We start from the raw sequence: 19,342 nt of genomic DNA on the forward strand, positions 1-19,342 counted from the left end.
TGCAAGCCAAGGAGTACAGCGGCACAATGCATTTGAATCTGGCGATCGCGGCGCGGGCAGGCCGCCGCGCACTGGCCGGCCTGGCGGCGCTGGCCCTGGCCGCCGCCCTGGCCGCATGCGACCGCGCGCCTGCCATTCCCGAGCCTGCGGCAGGCAACGCCCCTGCGCCCTCCGCGGCAGGCAAGCCGGCCGCCGCCCCACCCGTGACGGCCAGCACCGTCGCGGGCTTTCCCGTCACGCTGGAGACCGCCCTGGGCCCTGCGGTGATCCCCGCCCCGCCCAAGCGCGTCGTCGCGCTCGGCCTGGGCGCGGACGACCTGGTGCTGTCGCTGGGCGTGGTGCCGGTGGGCGTGGGCCGCGCCGACTGGGGCGGCGACTCTGACCATTACTGGCCCTGGGTCCGCGCCGCGATCGAGGCGCGGGGGCAGCCACTGCCCGAGCGCATCACCGTCTATCCCGAACTGGATATCGAGAAGATCATCGCGCTGCGGCCTGACGTGGTGCTGGCCCCCTTCTCCGGCGTCAGTCCCGAGGCCTACGCGCAACTGTCGCGGCTGGTGCCGGTCGTGGGCTATCCGGAGCAGCCTTTCCTGACCCCGGTTGACACGCAGATCGACCTCATTGCCGCCGCCCTGGGCACGCGCGAGGCCGCCGCGCCCCTCAAGGCCCGCATCCACGATGCGCTGGCGCAAGCCGCGCGCCGCTATCCCGAACTGTCCGGCAAGACCTTCGCCTACGTGCGCGCCGATCTCGGCTCGGGCAACTTCGCCGCCTACGTTGCCGGCGACCCGCGCGTCGATACGCTCAGCGCCATGGGCCTGACGCTGGCGCCCTCGGTGCGCGGCCTGCGCGCCAGCGCCGGCCACTTCGCCCATTACCTGGGCTTCGAGCATGCCGACGCGCTGGGCGATGCCGACATCCTCGTGTCCTGGTTCTACACGCCGCAGGAACGCGACCGCACCGCGGCCATGCCGCTGTATGCATCGATCCCGGCCGTGCGCCGCGGCGCCTACGTGGCATTGAGCGACCCGGCGCTGGTGATGGCCTCGTCCTCCGGCACGCCGCTGGCGGTGGCGTGGATGCTGGACCGGCTGGCGCCCCGCCTGGCCGAGGCCGCGCGCCACGCCGGGGGTAACGGAGCCGGCTCCTGATGCCGTCGCATTCCCCACCGCCCGCCGCGCGCAGCGACCAACCGCTCCCGGGCGCGCGCCGGCTGCGGGCGCCGCTGTTGCTGGCGGCCTGTACGCTGCTGGCTGGCGCCGCGGTCGCCAGTCTCTGGCTCGGCTCGCGCGGCCTGTCGGCGGCCACCGTGTGGCGCGTATTGCTGCAACCGGACGACAGCCATGCCGCGCTGGTCGTCGCCTCCCGCATCCCCCGCACCCTGTTGGCGTTGCTGACCGGTGCCGCCCTGGCCGTGTCCGGGGCGCTGATCCAGGCGCTGACCCGCAACCCGCTGGCCGACCCCGGCCTGCTCGGCGTGAACGCCGGCGCGGCCGCCTCCATCGTGACGGCGGCATTGCTGCTGGGCGGCCTGCCCGCCCATCCGTTCTGGGCTGCCTTGCCCGGCGCGCTGGGCGCGGCGGCGGCGGTCTACCTGATCGGCGCGGGCGGCCGGGGCCTGCAGCCGGTACGGCTGATCCTCGCCGGCGCCGCCGTCAACGCGGTGCTGTTTGCCTACGTGCAGGCCGTGGCGCTGCTGCGCGACGATATCTTCGACGCCTACCGGTTCTGGGCCGTGGGCTCGCTGGCGGGGCAATCGCTGGACGTCGCCTTGCGCGCGGCGCCATACATCGGCACCGGCCTGCTGCTGGCCGCGATGCTGGCGCGGCCGCTCAATCTGCTGGCCCTGGGCCAGGCGCTGGCCCAGGCGCTGGGACTGCGCACCAGCCTGTACCGGCTGCTGGGCCTGCTATGCGTGGCGATACTGGCGGCGGCCGCCACCGCGGCCGCGGGCCCGATCGCCTTCGTCGGCCTGGCCGTGCCGCACATCGCCCGCCGCTACGCCGGTCCCGACCTGCGCTGGCTGCTCGCCTATTGCGTGGTGCTCGGCCCGTTGCTGATGCTGGTCGCCGACATCCTGGCGCGGCTGTTGCGGGCGCCAGCGGAACTGCTGACGGGCGTGGTGGTGGCTTTCATCGGCGCGCCATTCCTGCTGGCCGCCTTGCGCAAGCGCGCGCGGAGCCTGGCATGAAGCATCGCGCGCATTCCGTCATCTCGTCGGCGCGCGTGTTGCGCGCAGGCGCCTGGCTGGCCTGGCCCGTCGCGCCCCGCGCGCTGGCCTGGGCAGCGCTGCTGCTGGTCCTGGCCTGCGCTCTGCTGGTCACCGCCCTGCTGACCGGCGAGCCGGCGCTGTCCTGGCAGGCGCTGGGGCAGACGCTGCTGGGCGCCGGGGGCGCCGTGGATCGGTGGCTGGTGCATACCGTGCGCCTGCCGCGCGTCCTGACCGCACTGGGCGCGGGCGCCGCGCTGGGCCTGTCGGGCGCGCTGTTCCAGAGCCTGACCCGCAATCCGCTGGGCAGCCCGGACGTGATCGGCCTGACCGCCGGCGCCTCGGCCGGCGCCGTGGCCGTGGCGATGGTCTGGCCCGGGCTGATGCCGGTGGCCTGGGGCGCGGCGGCCGGCGCGCTGCTGGCCACGGCCGGCGTCTGGTTCGGTTCCGGCGCCGGCTTCGCCGCGCCCCAGCGCATGGTGATCGCCGGCATCGCGGTGGGCGCGATCGCCTTCGCCTTCGTGCAGTATGGCCTCTCCAACCTGCGGCGTGAACAGGCCTATCTGGCGGCCGCCTGGCTCAATGGCAGCCTGGCCGGCAGAACGTGGACCGATGTCTCTCTGATCGCGGGGGCCTGCGCCGTGTTGCTGCCGCTGGCGCTGGCGCTGTGCGCCCGCCTGCGGCTGCTTGAAATGGGCGACGACCTGGCCCAGGCGCTTGGCGCCACCGCGTCGCGCAGTCGCCTCGCCGCCACGCTGGTGGCGGTGCTGGCCGCGGCCGCCGCGGTCACCGTGGCCGGCCCCGTCGCCTTCATCGCTCTGTCCGCGCCGCAGATCGCGCGCCGCTGCGTGCGCGCCAGCGGCCCGCAGCCCCTGCTGGCGGCCCTGACCGGCGCCGTGCTGCTGGCCGCCGCCGACCTGCTGACCCGCGCGGCTGGCCCCAATGGCCTGCCGGTGGGCGTCCTGACCGCCGGCATCGGCGGCGTCTATCTCGCATTTCTGCTGGTACTCGAATGGCGCAAGACCTCCACCTGAACGATCCGGCCAGCGGCATGTCCGCCCTGCAACTGCGGCAGGTCGGCCTATCCTATGGCGATACCCCTGTGCTGCGAGACCTGTCGCTGGCGGTGGCCCCCGGCGCCTTCACGGCGGTGATCGGCCCCAACGGCTGCGGCAAGTCCACGCTGTTGCGCGTGCTGGGCGGCGCGTTGGCGCCCAGCCAGGGCGAGGCGTTCCTGGACGGCGCCAATCTGGCCAGCCTGCGGCGCAAGGCGGTGGCGCGGCGCCTGGCCTACCTGCCGCAGAACCCGGTGGCCCCTGAAATGATCACCGTGCGCGACCTGGTGGCGCGCGGCCGCTATCCGCACCAGACCCTGCTGCGGCAGTGGTCGGCGGAGGACGCCCGGGCGGTTGACGCGGCGCTGGCCGACACCGACCTGGCCGAGCTGGCCGACCATCCCGTGCACACGCTGTCCGGCGGCCAGCGGCAGCGCGCCTGGCTGGCGCTGGTGCTGGCGCAGGACGCCGGCATCATGCTGCTGGACGAGCCCACCACCTTCCTCGACATCCGCCACCAGATCGACCTGCTGGAGCTGTGCGCGCGCCTGCACCGGGCCGGGCGCACGCTGGTGGTGGTGTTGCACGACCTGAACCTGGCGTTCCGCTACGCCGATCGCGTCGTCATGATGCGGGCCGGCGCCATCGCGGCGCAGGGCGAGGTGCGCCAGGTGGTGACGGAGGACGCCATGCGGCGGGTGTTCGACCTGGATTGCCGGGTGCTGCCGGATCCGGAGACCGGCAGCCCGATGGTCGTGCCGCGGCGCGGCGGCTAGCGCTGAATCCGGCCGCGCGCCGCCTCAAGGCCGGTGCGCTGGCGGCGGGATGGCCGGGGGAACGAAGCCGGTACCGCCCTTACAGCATGTGCGCCAGGAACTCGCGGCTGCGCGGATGCTGCGGGGCGCGGAAGAAGTCGGCCGAGGGCGCCTCTTCGACAATGCGGCCTTCGTCCATGAAGATAACGCGGTGCGCCACTTCGCGGGCGAAGCCCATTTCGTGGGTCACCACCAGCATGGTCATGTGCTCGTCGGCCAGCTGGCGCATGGTGCGCAGCACTTCGCCCGTCAGCTCGGGGTCGAGCGCCGAGGTCGGCTCGTCGAACAGCATGATGTCCGGCTCCATCGCCAGCGCGCGGGCGATGGCCACGCGCTGCTTCTGGCCGCCGGACAGGCGCGTGGGATAGTTGTCGCGCTTGTTCAGCAAGCCGACCTTGCGCAGCAGTTCCTCGGCCTTGGGCACGATGGCGGCGCGCGGCATGCCCTTGACGATCATGGGCGCTTCGATGATGTTCTGCAGCACGGTCATGTGCGGGAACAGGTTGAACGACTGGAACACCATGCCCATCTTGCGGCAGATGCGGCGCACGTCGCCATCGCTGGCGTAGCGGCTGTGGCCGCCCGGCACCGCCGTGGCCAGGGCCTCGCCCTCGATCTCGATGGTGCCGTCGTCGATGGTCTCCAGGTGGTTCAGGCAGCGCAGGAAGGTGCTCTTGCCCGAGCCCGACGGGCCGATCACCGCCACCACCTCGCCCTTGCCCAGTTCCAGCGAGACCTGGTCCAGCACCCGGTTGGCGCCGAACGACTTGACGATGCCGCGCGCCGAGATCATGGCGCCGCGACCGCCGGCGGACGGATTACTGGTCGTATTTGGCATAGCGCTTTTCCATACGCTGGAAGAACCACGTCAACACCAGCGTCATGATGAGATAGAAGGCCGCCGCGACCAGGAACGGCGTGGTCGTGAAGTCGCGCTGCACGATGCCGCGCGCGGTGCGCAGGATGTCGTTGAGCGCCAGCACGTAGATCAGGGAGGTGTCCTTGACCAGCGTGATGGTCTCGTTGCTCATGGGCGGCAGCACCCGCTGCACCATCTGCGGCAGCACGATGCGGCGCAGCGTCTGCAGGTAGGTCATGCCCAGCACCTTGCTGCCTTCGTACTGGCCGCGATCGACCGACTGGATGCCGGCGCGGAAGATCTCGGCGAAATACGCCGCGTAGTTCAGCGCGAACGCCACCACCGCCGCCGGGAAGTCGGGCAGGCGCACCCCCACCACCGGCACGAACGGCAGCGCGAAGTAGATGAACAGCATCTGCAGCATCAGCGGCGTGCCGCGCATCAGCCAGATGTAGCCGTTGACCAGCTGGCTGACGAAGCCCCATTTGGAGATCCGCAGCAACGCCAGCACCAGGCCCAGCGGCACGGCCAGCGCCAGCGTGATGAAGAACAGCGTCAAGGTCACTTTCGCGCCTTGCGCCAGGGGTCCCAGGAGGGAGAGTACGTAGTCCATGCGGATGGGTGGGCGCCTTGCCGGCGGGAGGAATCAGGAGCGGGAGAGGCGGCGCGGGGAAACGCCGGACTGAAAAACGCCCGGACCGCGGCGCGGTCCGGGCGTTTCCCGGGAGATTACTTGACGATGTTGGCGCCGAACCATTGGGTCGCGATGCGGCCGGCGGTGCCGTCCTGCTTCATCGAATCCAGGGTCTTGTCGAGCTTGCCCAGCAGTTCGGTGTCGTCCTTGCGCACGCCGACGCCGTAGTCTTCGGTGCCGAAGTTGTCGTCCAGCACGCGGTATTCGCCGGCGCGCTTGCTGATCAGGTAGCGGCCCACGACTTCGTCGACCACGATGGCGTCGAGGCGGCCGGCGGCCAGGTCCATCAGCGCGGTGACGTTGTCGCCGAACTTCTTGACTTCCTTGATGCTGCCGGCGACCGGGTCCTTGGCGATAGCGTCGGTGGCGCTGCTGCCGTCCTGGGCGCCGACCACCTTGCCGGCCAGATCGGCCTTGGCCTTCACCGGCGAGGCGTTGCCGACGATGATGATCTGGTGGTTGGCCATGTAGGGCGCGGTGAAGCTGATGTTCTTCTTGCGCTCTTCGGTGATGGTCAGGCCGTTCCAGAGCACGTCGACGCGCTTGCCGTTCAGTTCGGCTTCCTTGGCGCTCCAGTCGATCGGCTTGAATTCGACTTCCAGGCCCAGGCGCTTGCTGGCTTCCTTGGCCATGTCCACGTCAAAGCCGACGATCTGGTTGTTGGCGTCGCGGAAACCCATGGGCGGGAAGTTGTCGTCCAGGCCGACGACGACCTTGCGGGCGGCGGCCGGGGCCTGCGCGCTGGCGGCCGGGGCGTTGTCGGATGGGCCGCAAGCGGTCAGCATCGTGGTGGCGGACACGAGAAGAACAGCAGTCAGTTTTTTCATGTTTATCGAGGGCGCGAGGCGCAGGAATGAAGAAGGCCGGAGGGCTCGACGAAAGCCGCGAGCCGGTTATTTTAGCGTTCCTGGAAATATGTGTTTCATCTCGGCCGTATATAGGGCCAAGCGCCAGGGTCGAAGAGCCGGGCGAAAGGCGGCGCGACCGGCCCGCCGACACCGGCGCGGCCCCGCGCCCGGGGCCGGCGTCCGGGCTACACCTTGACGACCCGGTGTGCTGTCCCGCAGATACGCCCGCGCGAAATCCACCCCTTGACGCCATGGCGTCGTTGCAAATCCTCGCGATACCTACGGGTAGCACTGCGGTTTGCGCCTAGCCCTGACGCCAAGGGATGAATTTCGTCATGCGGACGCATCTACGGGACAGCACACTAGCCCGCCCGCGCCGCCATGCCCGCGCGCAGGCCGGCGGCGCAGTCGAGCGCGTCGTCCCACAACTGGCGGGTCAGGGCCTCGGCGTCGGTCTCGCGCGCCAGCGCGGCGGCTTCGCCCGACCAGAGCAGCGAGAAATCGCCGCTGCCGCGCTTTTCCACCGCCGCCCGCAGCGGATCGACCGCCCCGGTCGCCAGCGGAAACGCGGGCGCCACCGCGCTCATCGGCCCCTGTTCGCGCATGAAGCGCGTCAACAGCCCGCGCGCCGGGCGGCCGGTGTACAGATTGGTCAGGCGCGTGGCGTCGTCGCGCGCCGCGCGCACCGCCTGGCGGTGGATGGCCGAGCGGCCCGCCTGCGGCGTCAGCAGATAGGCGGTGCCCAGCTGCGCCGCCGCCGCGCCGAGCGCGAAGGCCGCGGCGATCCCGCGCCCATCGGCGATGCCGCCGGCCGCGATCACCGGCACGCCGACAGCGTCCACCACCTGGGGCAGCAAGGCGTACAGGCCCGGCTGGGCGCCGATGTCGTCGGTCAGGAACATGCCGCGATGGCCGCCGGCCTCCACGCCCTGGGCGATGATGGCATCCACGCCACGGGCGTCGAGCCAGCGCGCCTCTTCGACCGTGGTGGCGGACGACAGCACCATGGCCCCGGCGCGCCGCACCCGCTCGAGCAGCGCCTCGTCCGGCAAGCCGAAATGGAAGCTGACCACCGCTGGCCGCAGTTCCTCGACCACCTGGCACATGGCCTCGTCGAACGGCGCGCGGCCCGGGCCGCTGCCGGCGGCCGACAGCTCCAGCCCGGCCTCGCGGTAGTACGGCGCCAGCGTCTCGCGCCAGCGGGCCTGGGCCGCCTCGTCGGTGGCCGGCGGGGTGTGGCTGAAGAAATTCAGGTTGAACGGCGCGTCGGTCTCGGCGCGGATGGCGGCGATCTGCTCGCGCAGCGCGTACGGACCGAGCGCGGCACAGGCCAGCGACCCGAGCGCGCCGGCGCGGCAGGCGGCAATCGCCAGCGGGCTGAAGGAGCCGACCATCGGCGCTTGGATCAGGGGCAACAGCGAAGGCAGCGGTTTCATCTGGGGCACACGACGGCAATGGAGGACGTCAGAGCATATCGCAACGACATGCTAGGCTTGGGCCTTCCCCCTACTCGCATCACGCCATGGAATTTCGCAGCAACGGCCGCCCCGCCCTGGCCGCGCGCCGGGAGCGCGCCGCATGAGTCCCGCCCTCCGTCTTGGCCCCCTGGTATTTCCCATCGAACTGGCGCTGCTGGCGGCCGCCGTCGTCGTCGGCCTGGTCGCCGGCCGCCTGCTGGCCGGCGCGCGCGCCGAGGACGCCGGCCGCGCATTGTGGCGCTGCCTGCTGCTGGGCCTGCTGGTGGCCCGGCTGGCCTTCGTCTGGCAATACCTCGATCACTTCCTGCAGGATCCAATCAAGATCCTGGACCTGCGCGACGGCGGCTGGACCGGCCCGGCCGGCCTGGCCGCGGCGCTGCTCTATGGCGCCTACGCCGTGCTGCGCGACCGCGCCCCGCGCCGCGCCGTGCTGGCCGCGATGGCGCTGGGCGCGGCCGTCTGGCTGGGCGGCGGCCGCCTGCTGGCGCCGTCGGCGCAGCCGCAGCCCCAACTGGCGGCCCTGTCGCTGCAACAGCTCGACGGCAAGCCCGCTACGCTGGCCGCCTTCCAGGGCAAGCCCACGGTCGTGAACCTGTGGGCCAGCTGGTGCCCGCCATGCCGCCGCGAGATGCCGGCCTTCGAGCAGGCCCAGGCGGCCAACCCCGACATCCATTTCGTCTTTCTGAATCAGGGCGAAGCGGCAAGCACCGTGCGCCAGTACCTGGACGAACACGCGCCGTCCCTGGCCAACGCCCTGCTCGACCCGGCCGGCGAAGCCTCGCGCCAGATGAGCAACCGCGGCTTGCCCGCGACGCTGTTCCTCGACGCCCAGGGCCGGCTGATGGACCTGCGCGTCGGCGAACTGTCGAACGCCACGCTGGCGCAGCGGCTGGAAGCGATCCGGGCGGCCGACCCCGGCCAGTGAGCCGCGGGGCCGGCAGGTTCCAGCCGGCCCCGCCAGCAGCTTCCCGGGACGTCAGTCCTTGCCCGGGGCGGCTTCGATCCCGGGCAACGCCTGTGCCCAGGGCAGCGCCACTCCCTGCTCGGTTCGCCCAAAGAGGCGCAGGCGTTGGCCCGCGCCGTGCCGCGGCGCCTGCGGCAGGCGCACCACCAGCAGCGGCCCGCGCGGCAGCGCATTGACAGTGGCGAAGACGCCGCCATCCTCGCCCGCCTTGCCGGACACGCGCGTCCACGCCAGCAGCTCGGCTTGCTCCACCGCCACCTCGCGGGCCCGGTCGTGCCCGCAGGCCGGGCACCACAGCCGCGCCGGGTAGACCCGGTGCCCGCATTGCCCGCATTCCATCACGCTGAAACTCATGCGTCCTCCCTGGCCAGCACCGCCGCGTTGGCGCACATGCCGTAGCGCAACTGCACCATGCCGTAGCCGGTCGCCACGCCATGGCGCGCGCCCGCCACCTGGCGCGCGCCGGCCCGGCCCAGCAACTGGCGCGCCACTTCCGCCAACCCATGCATGCCCCCGGCCGTGCCCGCCTGCCCCGCCGACAGCTGCCCGCCCGCGGTGTTCACGGGCAGGTCCCGCGTGGCGATGCGGCGCGCGATGAAGCCCGGCAGGTCATCCGCCGGCGCCAGGCCCAGGTCGCACAGCTGGGCCACGGCCATCGCCGGATAATCGTCGTACACGCCGATCACGTCCATCTCGTCCGGCCCCAGGCCGGCCTCGGCCCACAGCGCGGGCGCGAACCCGGCAATGCCTGTCACCAGGCCGTCGCCCTCCTGCTGGTCGGCGTTGTAGCGCGCGCCGCTGGCCCGCAGCGTGACGCGCACGCCCTGCGGCCGCGCTTGCAGCACCAGCGCGCAGGCGCCGCTGACCACCGGCACGCAATCGAGCCGGCCCAGCGGCTCGGCCACCATCGGCGCCTCCAGGTACTGCGCCAGCGTCAGCGGCTGGCGATAGGCGGCGTTGGGATTGCCCGCCGCCCAGGCGCGCTGCGCCACGCACAGCGCGCCATAGTCCTCGCGCCGCAGGCCGGTTTGCGCCATCTGCCGCTGCGTCAGCATGGCGAACAAGGGATTCGGCCCGGCGCAGCCCAGCGGGCTCAGGTAATCCTGCGCGCTGCGGTTGTAGCGCCCCACCAGTTCGGCGAAATCCGCGCCGCTGAAATGGTCGCCAGCCACCAGCACGATGGTGCGCGCCTGCCCGGCCCGCAGCGCCAGCCAGGCATGCCGCAGCATGTTGATGGCGCTGGCGCCGCCCATCTCGTCCTGCATGCACCAGTTCAGCGTCAGGCCCAGCCGCCACGCCATGTCGATAGCGCGATCGGGGCGCAGCGTGAACGAGGCCAGCCCCAGGCCGTCGACGTCGGCCGGGCGCAGCCCGGCATCGTCCAGCGCCAGGCGCAGCGCCTGCGCGATCAGCGTGGCCGTGTCGCAGCCGGGCTCGGGATTGCGCAGCGCGGGCGTCTCGCCCACGCCGACGATGCCCGGGCCGGCGTTCATGCCGATTCCTGCCGTGCGGGCTCGCGCGTCAGCAACAGCGTGATGACCGTGATTGCCGCCATGCCCACCAGGAACCACGCCACCGGCGTGGCCGATTCATACTCGCGCAGCAGCGCCATGGCGATCAGCGGCGACAGGCCGCCGGCGAACACCGAGGCCAGTTCGTGGCCCAGCGCCAGGCCCGTGTAGCGCACCTCGGGCGGGAACAACTCGGCGAAGTACGCCGGCTGGGTGCCGATCATGGCGGCGTGGCAGACCGTGTTGCCCAGGAAGAACGCCAGGAAGATCCACACCGGCTCCCTGGTCTGCACCAGCCAGAAGAACGGAAACGCCGCCAGCATCAGCCCGGCCGAGCCGATCAGGTAGACGGTGCGCCGGCCGATCCGGTCCGACAGGTGGCCGAACCACACCAGCGTGCCCAGTTCGATGAACATGGACGCCAGCACCCCGCCCAGCATCACGTCGTTGGGAATCCCCAGGAACTTGCCGTAGGCCAGCGCGAACGCCAGGAAGATGTATGAGCCGCCGTTCTCCGCCACCCGCAGCCCCATGGCGGTGAACACCTGGCGCGGATAGCGGCGGAACACTTCCACCGCCGGCATGCCGCGCTTGGCGGTCTTCTTGGCCTGCACGAACTCGTCGCTTTCCGGGATGTGCTTGCGGATGTAGAGGCCGATGCCGAAGATCAGCACGCTCAACAGGAACGGCAGGCGCCAGCCCCAGCTCATGAAGGCGTCCTGCGGCAGCTGCTGCGCCAGCATGAAGACGCCCGATGACAGCACGAAGCCGCCGGCCACGCCCAACTGGCTGAACGACGAGAAATAGCCGCGGCGCCTGCCGCCCACCGCCTCGCTGATGAGCAGCACGCCGCCACCCCATTCGCCGCCGGCCGCCGCGCCCTGCAACACGCGCAGCACCACCATCGCCACCGGCGCCCAGATGCCGACCTGTTCGTAGGTGGGCAACAGCCCGATCAGGAAAGTGGCCGCGCCCATGATGCCCAGCGTCCATTCCAGCGCCAGCTTGCGGCCGTAGCGGTCGCCGATGTGGCCGAACACCACGCCGCCCAGCGGCCGCGCCAGGAAGCCCACGGCAAAGCCGGCGAAGGCGCCCATGGTGCCCAGCAGCGGGTCGGTGCCCTTGGGAAAGAACAGCTCGCCGAACACCAGCGCCGCCGCGGTGCCATAGATGAAAAAGTCGTACCACTCCATCGCGTTGCCGGCGACGGACGCCATCACCACCCGCCGCGTGCGCTTCCTGCGGGCCTGCTCGTCGGCGCTCTGCGCCGCGCCCTGGTATGCCAACGTCATGCTCTTGCCCCTTGTTCTATATATGGACGGGATTCAGCGCGCCACGCGGTAGCCGGCGGCGTCGCGGTCCCAGGTGTCGCCCGTCACGCCCTCATCGCGCAACTGGAACTTGCGAACCTTGCCGTTCTCGGTGCGCGGCAGGTCGTCCAGCACGCGCAGATAGCGCGGCACGGCGAAATACGGCATGCGCGGCTGGCAGAAATCCAGCAGCGCCTCGGGCGTGAGCGCGCAGCCCGGCTTGCAGACCAGCGCCGCCATGACCTCGTCCTCGGCCAGCTCCGAGCGCACGGCGTAGACCGCCGCCACCGCCACCGACGGATGCGCCAGCAGCACCTGCTCGACCTCGTACGACGAGATGTTCTCGCCGCGCCGGCGGATCGCGTCCTTCATGCGGTCCAGGAAACGGAAATAACCATCGGCGTCGCGCACCACGCGGTCGCCGGTGTGGAACCACAGGTTGCGCCAGGCCTCGACCGTCTTGTCGGCCATGCCGAAGTAGCCGGTGGCGATGGCGAACGGCGGGCGCGCGCGCAGCAGCAGTTCGCCGGCCTGGCCATCGGACAGCGGCGCGTCGTGCTCATCGGCCACGATGGCCTCGAACTCGGGCGCCACGCGCCCCATGGTGCCGGGACGCTGCTCGGCCAGCGTGCCGCCCAGCGCGAAATTGGTCTCGGTGGAGCCATAGCCTTCCAGCAGCGCGATGCCGGTGCGGCCCGTGAAGGTGGCATGGAAGCGTTCCGGCACGCCCGGCGCCAGCGCGATGCGGGCGCGGTGGCCGCTTTCGGCGGCGGACGGTTCGCGTGCCAGCAGCATTGGCACCATGGCGCCCAGCAGATAGGTCACGGTCGCGCCGGTGGCCGCCAGCCGCTCGAAATAACGGCTGACCGAGAAGCGCTCGTCGCAGACGATGGCGGCGCCCGTCGCCAGCGCCTGGAAGCAGGCGTTGAGCGCGTTGGTGTGGAACAGCGGCAGGCTGGTGTAGAGCACGTCGTCGACGCCGATCCCGAGGTTGCGGGCGGCGATGACGCCCCACCAATGGAACTGGGCATGCGGGCAGCACACGCCTTTGGACAGGCCCGACGTGCCGGAGGTGTAGAGGATCGCCAGCGTGTCGCCTGGCCCCAGTTCGGCCGCCGGGATGGGCGCATCGGGCAACGGCGGCACGGGGGTGGCGGGCGCCGGCAGGCCGGCGTCGGCGCCGGCTTCTCTGGGCGGGACGTCGTCCAGCAGCCAGATGCGCCGCAACGCCAGGCCCGCCGCGTCCAGCCCGGCCAGCGCCGGACAGGAGGCCGTGTCCGCCACCAGCAGCACACAGCCGCTGTTGGCCAGGATGTGCTGCAACTGCATGCCGCGCGACGCGGTGTTGATGGGCACGACCACCGCGCCCAGCCAGCCGCAGCCCAGCACCACCGACAGGAACTCGATGCGGTTGCCCGCCATCAGCCCGACGCGGTCGCCGCGCGCCACTCCGGCCGCGGCCAGCAGCGCTGCCCAGCGCGCGGCGTGCTGCGGCGCCTCGGCATAGCTCAACGCCCCACCCGGCGCCTGGACCCATGGACGCCGGCCCTGGCGGGCGGCCTGGTCGCGCAACAGCGACGGCAATGTCAACGCTTGCATGGCGTGCTTTTCCCCTTGTTGTCGGCGGCCGGCGGTCGGTGCCGCGGCTCGTGAAAATTAGTCTAGGAATCAACTATTTATGTGTCAAATTTATGGGTATTATTCATTGCATAAGACTGACTGATAACAAGGGCGGGCGTGGACTTCGACTTGAATCTCATGCGGGTTTTCCTGACCGTGATGCACGAACGCAGCGTCACGCGCGCGGCCCAGCGCCTGCAGCTGACGCAGCCCGCGGTCAGTTATGCCCTGGCGCGGCTGCGCGAGAAATTCGACGATCCGCTGTTCGTGCGCACGCCCGCCGGCATGCGGCCCACGCCGGTGGCCTTCGCCCTGGCAGATCCGATCGAACGCGGCATGCACAGCTTTGCCGAGGCCGTCAGCCTGCGGCAGCATTTCGAGCCTGGCAGCAGCACGCGGCGCTTTCGTCTGTCGATGTCGGACATCGGCGAAATGGTGTTCCTGCCCAGCCTGATGGAGCGCGTGCACGCCCTGGCGCCGCGCCTGCAGGTCGAGGTGGTGGAGGTGCCGCTGGAACAACTGCCGCAGGCGCTCAAGGACGGCGAAATCGACCTGGCCATCGGCAACCTGGCCGGCCTGGGCCGCCACACGCGCCATGCCGACCTGTTCAGCGAGCGCTACGCCTGCATGGGCCGTCGCGGCCATCCCGTGCTGGCGGCCGGCCTGACCCGCGGCCAGTTCAAGCGCCTGGACCACATCCTGGTGGCCTCGCGCGCCAGCGCCCACCGCCTGCTGGACGACGTGCTCGGCGAGGCCGGGCTGCACCGCCAGCCCTACCTGACACTGCCGCATTTCTCGGCCGCCGCCGAAATCGTGCGGCGCACCGACCTGACGGTCACGCTGCCGCATCGCGCGGCGGTATGGTTCAACCGCGACGGCGCCTTCGAGATCCGGCCGCTGCCGCTGGCGCTGCCGCCCCTGAGCGTCACCGTGCACTGGCACGCGCGCTTCGAAAGCGACCCCGGCACGCGCTGGCTGCGCACGCTGGTGGTGCAGACCCTGGCGGATCCGGCCGGCGACGCCCCGCCCGCCACTATTTGACCGATCAACGCAACAGACTCGCGCAGGCATCGCGGTTTATCTGACCGAATGGCGCAACTAGACTGCCGTCATTCCCTCTCTTTCCAGGAAACCGCCATGTCTCCCCTGCCCACCCTGCGCCGCCTGCTGCCCGCCCTGGCGCTGGCCCTGTCCACCCCCGGCCTGGCCGCCGCCACCGAACTGACCCTCACGCCCTACAACCCCGGCAACGACGCCATCTTCCAGGTTTCGTCCGTGCTCGTCAGCGGCCAACGCGAGGCAATCCTGATCGATGCCCAGTTCGGCAAGTCGCAGGCCGAACAGTTGGTGGCGCTGGTGCGCGCCAGCGGCAAGACGCTGACCACCATCTACATCAGCCACGGCGACCCGGACTTCTACTTCGGGCTCGACACCGTCCTGGCGGCGTTCCCGCAGGCCAAGGTCGTGGCCACCGCCCGCACCGTGCGCCATATCCGCGACACCGTGGACGCCAAGCTGGCGTTCTGGGGTCTGAAGCTGGGCGCCGACGCGCCGCGCAAGGCGGTCATTCCGCAAGTGTTGGAAGGCGACTCCCTGACACTGGAAGGCGAAACGCTGCGGATCACCGGGCTGGACGGCCCGCAGCCCGACCGCAGCTTCGTCTGGATCCCGTCGCGCAAGGCGGTGGTGGGCGGCGTCGTGGTGTTCGGCAACCTGCACGTGTGGACCGCCGACACGCAGACGCCGCAATCGCGCGCCGATTGGCTGGCAACGCTGGCCCGCATCGAGGGCCTCAGGCCCACCACCGTGGTGCCGGGCCATTACGCTCCCGGCGCGCCGTTGACGCTGGATTCGGTGCACTACACCCAGGGCTACCTGCGCGCCTTCGAGGCCGAAGCGGCCCAGGCCAAGGACGGCGCCGCGCTGATCCAGGCGATGCGCGCGCGCTACCCGCAAGCCGGCGCCGCCGCTTCGCTGGAGATCAGCGCCAAGGTGGCCAAGGGCGAAATGAAGTGGTGAAGCACTGAAAGGGGAAACGGCGCCGGCCGTGCTGGCCGGCCAAGGGGCGCGTCCGATGGCGCGCCCCAATTGCGTTCAGGCCTCGGCCGGCGCCAGCGCCTCCAGCATCAGGTCCAGGTTCTGCACCGCCGCGCCCGACGCGCCCTTGCCCAGGTTGTCGAACACGGCGCTCAGCAGCACCTGGCCATGCGCTTCATTGCCATGCACCGCCAGCCGCAGGTCGTTGGTGCCATTGAGCGCCTGCGGATCCAGATGGGTCTGCGCGGCGGCCTCCTGCGGCGCCGCCACCTGCACGTGGCGGCTGCCGTCATAGTGCCGGGCCAGGCATTGGTGCAATTGCGCGGCCGTGACGCCGGCCGGCAGCAGGCGCAGTTGCAAGGGCACGGTCAGCACGATGCCCTGCCGGAACGCGCCGTACGACGGCACGAACACCGGCCGTTGCGACAGACCGGCGTGGCGCTCGATTTCGGGCGTGTGCTTGTGCGCCAGGCCCAATCCGTAGACCTGGAAGGCCAGCCCGCCCGTGGCGCCCGGCGCCTCGTAGGCGTCGACGCTGGCGCGCCCGCCGCCCGAATAGCCGGACACGGCGTGGATCGCCAGCGGATAGTCGGCCGGCACCAGGCCGGCCCGCACCAGCGGCCGCAGCAAGGCGATGGCGCCGGTGGGATAGCAGCCCGGGTTGCTGACCCGCTTGGCTTCGGCGATGCGCCGCGCCTGCGCCGACTCCATTTCGGGGAAGCCATAGACCCAGCCGGGCGTGGTGCGATGCGCCGAGCTGGCGTCGATCACCCGCACCTCGGGGTTGGCGATGGACGCCACCGCCTGGCGCGCCGGTTCGTCGGGCAGGCACAGGATGGCGATGTCGGCGGCATTGATGGCCTCGGCGCGGCGCCGCGCATCCTTGCGGTCGGCCTCGGGCAAGGTCAGCAGGCGCAGGTCGGCGCGGCCGCGCAGCCGTTCGTGGATCTGCAGGCCGGTGGTGCCCTGGTCGCCATCGATGAATACAAGAGGATGCGTCATGTGCGTGCCTTTGCGGAAGAACCGGCGCGCTGCCGGAGGATTGCGGGGATGGATGCCATCATTGCGCAATGCAAAGCATAGGAAAAGTCGAATATCATGACGATTGAATTCATATTTCCTGAACGATACCGCCATGCGTGAAATCAACCTTGACCGCCTGCGCACCCTGGTCGCCATCGCCGACCTGGGCTCGTTCGCCGAGGCCGCCCGCGCGCTGCACCTGGCGCCGCCCACCGTCAGCCTGCACGTGGCCGACCTGGAAGCCCGCATCGGCGCGCCGCTACTCACGCGCACCCGCGGCCAGGTGCGGCCCACGCCCATCGGCGACACCCTGCTGGAACGCGCCCGCCGCCTGCTGGCCGACGCCGACCAGGCGCTCGACGACGTGCAGCGGCAGGTGCAGGGCCTGGGCGGCCGGGTGCGGCTGGGCGCGTCCACCGGCGCCATCGCCCATCTGCTGCCGCGCGCGCTGGAAACCCTGGGGCGCGAACATCCCGGCATCGACGTGCAGGTGGCGGTGCTGACCTCGCAGGAAACGCTGCAGCAATTGCGCGACGGCACGCTCGACGTGGGCCTGGTGGCGCTGCCGCAGCCGCCCGTGCCCGGCCTGGTGCTGCGCCCGTGGCGGCGCGATCCCATCATGGCCTTCCTGCCCGCCGCCTGGGACGCGCCGGCGCGCGTCACGCCCGCGTGGCTCGGCGAACGGCCGCTGATCCTGAACGACGCCAGCACCCGGCTGTCGCGCCAGACCGGCGAATGGTTCGCCGGCGCCGGCCTGAACCCGCGCCCGCGCATCCAGCTGAACTACAACGACGCCATCAAGAGCCTGGTGGCGGCCGGATACGGCGCGACCCTGCTGCCGCACGAAGCCACCGCGCCGCAACCCGATCCGCGCATCGTCATGCGGCCCTTGCGTCCGGCACTGTGGCGGCCGCTGGGCATCGCGCATCGCGATGGCCAGGTCGAGCGCGCCACGCAGCACGTGCTCGATGCGTTGTGGCTGTTGCGCGCCGCCGGCGGCCACCAATGATCCAGCCAGTCGGGGGCGGCGTCGCGCACCGGCCTTCGCGATTCGCGCAGTGGCCGCTGGCGAGCCAGGCGCATCAGGCTCCGGAAGATGGCGCCCGCCGCAGGAATGCCGCGCGCTCGCTTTCCTCGCGCAGGCGCCGGGCGCGGCTGCGGAACAGGTCCTTGCGGCCGACGATGCCCAACACCCGGCCGGTGCCGCGCTCCAGGATCGGCACGCGGCTGGCGCCGGACAGCGCCATGCGGTCGGCAATTTGGCTGGCCAGTTCCTCGGGATAACCGTAGACCAGTTCGCGCCCTTGCAGCGCCTGCGCCAGGGTCTGCTCTTGCCGCGCCGGCTCCAGCGCCCAGGCCAGGCTGTCTGCGCGGGTCACCTCGCCCACCGCCACGCCCTCGGCATCGATGACGGGATAGCTCGTGTGCACCGGCTGCGCGGTCGTGAAATGCGCGATCGCCTGCGCCACCGTCAAGGCGTCCGGCAGGGTCTGCACCGGCGTGGTCATGACCTGGCTGGCGCGCAGCAGGTCGAACGGATCGACCCGGTATTCGCGGCTGATGTGGTGGCCGCGGCGCGCGATTTTCTCGGTCAGGATGGAACGGCGCAGCAGCAATACCGTGACGCCGTAGGCGAACACGCAGGCGGCCAGCACCGGCAGCAACGCGCCCAGGTTGCCGGTCAGCTCGACCGCGAACAGCGTGGCCGTCAGCGGCGCGCGCATGGTGCCGCCCATCATCGCTGCCATGCCCACCAGCGCCCAGAAGCCCGGCGCCGCCTGCGGCAGCCACGGCGTGGCCAACGCGCCCAGGGCGCCGCCGAAGATCAGCAAGGGCGCCAGCACCCCGCCCGAGGTGCCCGAACCCAGCGCGATCGACCAGATCGCCACTTTCACCACCAGCAGCAGCAACACCGCCTGCAGCGCCAGGTCGCCGGCCAGCAGGTGGCGGATGTTGTCATAGCCCACGCCCAGCGCGGCCGGGTCGATCAGGCCGCCGATGCCGATGGCCAGGCCGCCCAGGGCCGGCCACCACATCCAGTGCAGCGGCAGTTTCTCGAACAGGTCCTCGGCCGCGTACACCAGCGACGTCAGCACGCCCGAGCCCAGCCCCGCCAACACCCCCACGGCGGCGCACGCCAGCAAGTGCCACGGCGTGAACGACATGGCGCCGGCGTAGCTGAAGACCGGCCCGGCATCCAGCACGAAGGCGCGCGCGGCGGCGGCCACCAGCGCGGCGGTGGCCACGGGCAGGAAGCTGCGCGGCTTCCATTCGAACAGCAGCAGCTCCACCGCCAGCAGCACCGCGGCCAGCGGCGTGGCGAAGATCGCCGTCATGCCCGCGGCCGCGCCCGCCACCAGCAGCGTCTTGCGCTCGCCATCATTCAAGTGGATGGTCTGCGCCAGCAGCGAGCCGATGGCGCCGCCGGTCATGATGATGGGCCCCTCGGCGCCGAACGGGCCGCCGGTGCCGATGGAAATGGCCGACGACACCGGCTTGAGCACCGCGACCTTGGGCGCGATGCGGCTCTTGCCTATCAGGATGGCTTCCATCGCCTCGGGAATGCCGTGGCCGCGGATCTTCTCGGATCCATAGCGGGCCATCAGGCCGATGATGAGGCAGCCGACGACGGGAATCAGCACCGACGCCGGCCCGAGCCGGCCGGTGGTGATGGGCAGGTCGGCGAACGAAAACAGGCCGTGGTAGGCCAGGTTGGTGCACAGCGCGATCAGGCGCAGCAGGGCCCAGGCCGCGGCCACGCTGGCCAGGCCGGTCGGCACGGCCAGCGCCATCAGCAGCACGACACGTTTGTCGGTGGTGAAGTCGCCCAGCCGCAAGGCGCGGGCGGAAGAAGAAACGGGAGGCATGATTCGAGGGGAAAGGGAAGAAAACGGCAAGCCGGGCGGGAGGGAGATTTGC

At 71.2% G+C, this 19,342-nt stretch carries 18 protein-coding genes; 8 read left to right on the plus strand and 10 right to left on the minus strand.

Features of this window, described 5'->3' with window-relative positions:
* The first annotated feature begins 26 nt into the window (after positions 1–26).
* Genes ACVN9Z_RS21840 through ACVN9Z_RS21855 form a run of 4 tightly spaced genes read left to right on the plus strand, consistent with a single transcriptional unit; the run spans position 27 to position 4,040 of the window.
* Entirely contained in the window at positions 27–1,151 is a 1,125-nt protein-coding gene (locus tag ACVN9Z_RS21840; RefSeq protein WP_458212612.1) for an iron-siderophore ABC transporter substrate-binding protein, read from the plus strand.
* A complete protein-coding gene (locus ACVN9Z_RS21845; protein ID WP_054470310.1) occupies positions 1,151–2,191 on the plus strand; it encodes a FecCD family ABC transporter permease in 1,041 nt (346 codons plus the stop codon). The genes ACVN9Z_RS21840 and ACVN9Z_RS21845 overlap by 1 nt, the downstream gene beginning before the upstream one ends.
* Entirely contained in the window at positions 2,188–3,243 is a 1,056-nt protein-coding gene (locus ACVN9Z_RS21850; RefSeq protein ID WP_052102877.1) for a FecCD family ABC transporter permease, read from the plus strand. Before ACVN9Z_RS21845 ends, ACVN9Z_RS21850 begins: the two co-directional genes overlap by 4 nt.
* Positions 3,222–4,040, plus strand: a complete 819-nt coding sequence (locus tag ACVN9Z_RS21855; RefSeq protein WP_458212613.1) for an ABC transporter ATP-binding protein — start codon at positions 3,222–3,224, stop codon at positions 4,038–4,040. Before ACVN9Z_RS21850 ends, ACVN9Z_RS21855 begins: the two co-directional genes overlap by 22 nt.
* A 79-nt stretch (positions 4,041–4,119) precedes the next feature.
* Here the strand turns inward: ACVN9Z_RS21855 and ACVN9Z_RS21860 are convergent, their stop codons facing one another.
* The 4 genes from ACVN9Z_RS21860 to ACVN9Z_RS21875 form a co-directional block, all read right to left on the minus strand.
* Positions 4,120–4,872 carry an amino acid ABC transporter ATP-binding protein gene (locus tag ACVN9Z_RS21860; RefSeq protein WP_457956817.1) on the minus strand — a complete coding sequence of 251 codons (753 nt, stop codon included), beginning with the start codon at positions 4,870–4,872 and terminating at the stop codon, positions 4,120–4,122.
* Between the two features lie 25 nt (positions 4,873–4,897).
* Complete coding sequence (locus tag ACVN9Z_RS21865; RefSeq protein WP_006384524.1) at positions 4,898–5,551, minus strand: amino acid ABC transporter permease; 654 nt, start codon at positions 5,549–5,551, stop codon at positions 4,898–4,900.
* 116 nt (positions 5,552–5,667) lie between these two features.
* Positions 5,668–6,459, minus strand: a complete 792-nt coding sequence (locus ACVN9Z_RS21870) for an amino acid ABC transporter substrate-binding protein (protein WP_006384525.1) — start codon at positions 6,457–6,459, stop codon at positions 5,668–5,670.
* A 383-nt stretch (positions 6,460–6,842) separates the two neighbouring features.
* Positions 6,843–7,916 carry an NAD(P)H-dependent flavin oxidoreductase gene (locus ACVN9Z_RS21875; protein WP_458212614.1) on the minus strand — a complete coding sequence of 358 codons (1,074 nt, stop codon included), beginning with the start codon at positions 7,914–7,916 and terminating at the stop codon, positions 6,843–6,845.
* A gap of 142 nt (positions 7,917–8,058) precedes the next feature.
* On the opposite strand from ACVN9Z_RS21875, the gene ACVN9Z_RS21880 reads away from it, so the two are divergent.
* Positions 8,059–8,883 carry a TlpA family protein disulfide reductase gene (locus ACVN9Z_RS21880; protein WP_458212615.1) on the plus strand — a complete coding sequence of 275 codons (825 nt, stop codon included), beginning with the start codon at positions 8,059–8,061 and terminating at the stop codon, positions 8,881–8,883.
* A 51-nt stretch (positions 8,884–8,934) separates the two neighbouring features.
* On the opposite strand, the gene ACVN9Z_RS21885 is transcribed toward ACVN9Z_RS21880, so the two are convergent.
* The 4 genes from ACVN9Z_RS21885 to ACVN9Z_RS21900 are packed head-to-tail and all read right to left on the minus strand — an operon-like array spanning position 8,935 to position 13,342.
* Positions 8,935–9,276, minus strand: a complete 342-nt coding sequence (locus ACVN9Z_RS21885; RefSeq protein ID WP_458212616.1) for a hypothetical protein — start codon at positions 9,274–9,276, stop codon at positions 8,935–8,937.
* Positions 9,273–10,415, minus strand: coding sequence for a thiolase family protein (locus ACVN9Z_RS21890; RefSeq protein WP_024068927.1), 1,143 nt, complete (start codon positions 10,413–10,415; stop codon positions 9,273–9,275). The genes ACVN9Z_RS21885 and ACVN9Z_RS21890 overlap by 4 nt, the downstream gene beginning before the upstream one ends.
* Positions 10,412–11,725, minus strand: a complete 1,314-nt coding sequence (locus tag ACVN9Z_RS21895) for an MFS transporter (RefSeq protein WP_458212617.1) — start codon at positions 11,723–11,725, stop codon at positions 10,412–10,414. Before ACVN9Z_RS21895 ends, ACVN9Z_RS21890 begins: the two co-directional genes overlap by 4 nt.
* Positions 11,726–11,758: 33 nt before the next feature.
* A complete protein-coding gene (locus tag ACVN9Z_RS21900; protein WP_458212618.1) occupies positions 11,759–13,342 on the minus strand; it encodes an ATP-dependent acyl-CoA ligase in 1,584 nt (527 codons plus the stop codon).
* 138 nt (positions 13,343–13,480) lie between these two features.
* On the opposite strand from ACVN9Z_RS21900, the gene ACVN9Z_RS21905 reads away from it, so the two are divergent.
* Together ACVN9Z_RS21905 and ACVN9Z_RS21910 are read left to right on the plus strand one after the other, a co-directional pair.
* Positions 13,481–14,404, plus strand: a complete 924-nt coding sequence (locus ACVN9Z_RS21905) for a LysR family transcriptional regulator (RefSeq protein WP_054484347.1) — start codon at positions 13,481–13,483, stop codon at positions 14,402–14,404.
* Between the two features lie 96 nt (positions 14,405–14,500).
* Positions 14,501–15,382, plus strand: coding sequence for an MBL fold metallo-hydrolase (locus ACVN9Z_RS21910; RefSeq protein WP_458212619.1), 882 nt, complete (start codon positions 14,501–14,503; stop codon positions 15,380–15,382).
* Positions 15,383–15,457: 75 nt separating this feature from the next.
* On the opposite strand, the gene argC is transcribed toward ACVN9Z_RS21910, so the two are convergent.
* A complete protein-coding gene (gene argC / locus ACVN9Z_RS21915; protein ID WP_054497178.1) occupies positions 15,458–16,402 on the minus strand; it encodes an N-acetyl-gamma-glutamyl-phosphate reductase in 945 nt (314 codons plus the stop codon).
* 133 nt (positions 16,403–16,535) lie between these two features.
* Here argC and ACVN9Z_RS21920 point away from each other — a divergent pair, with 133 nt between their 5' ends.
* Positions 16,536–17,432, plus strand: a complete 897-nt coding sequence (locus ACVN9Z_RS21920) for a LysR family transcriptional regulator (protein ID WP_020927786.1) — start codon at positions 16,536–16,538, stop codon at positions 17,430–17,432.
* A gap of 73 nt (positions 17,433–17,505) precedes the next feature.
* On the opposite strand, the gene ACVN9Z_RS21925 is transcribed toward ACVN9Z_RS21920, so the two are convergent.
* Complete coding sequence (locus ACVN9Z_RS21925) at positions 17,506–19,290, minus strand: chloride channel protein (RefSeq protein ID WP_458212620.1); 1,785 nt, start codon at positions 19,288–19,290, stop codon at positions 17,506–17,508.
* Between the last annotated feature and the right edge of the window lie 52 nt (positions 19,291–19,342).

Source organism: Achromobacter sp. KK8 (genome assembly GCF_054188005.1).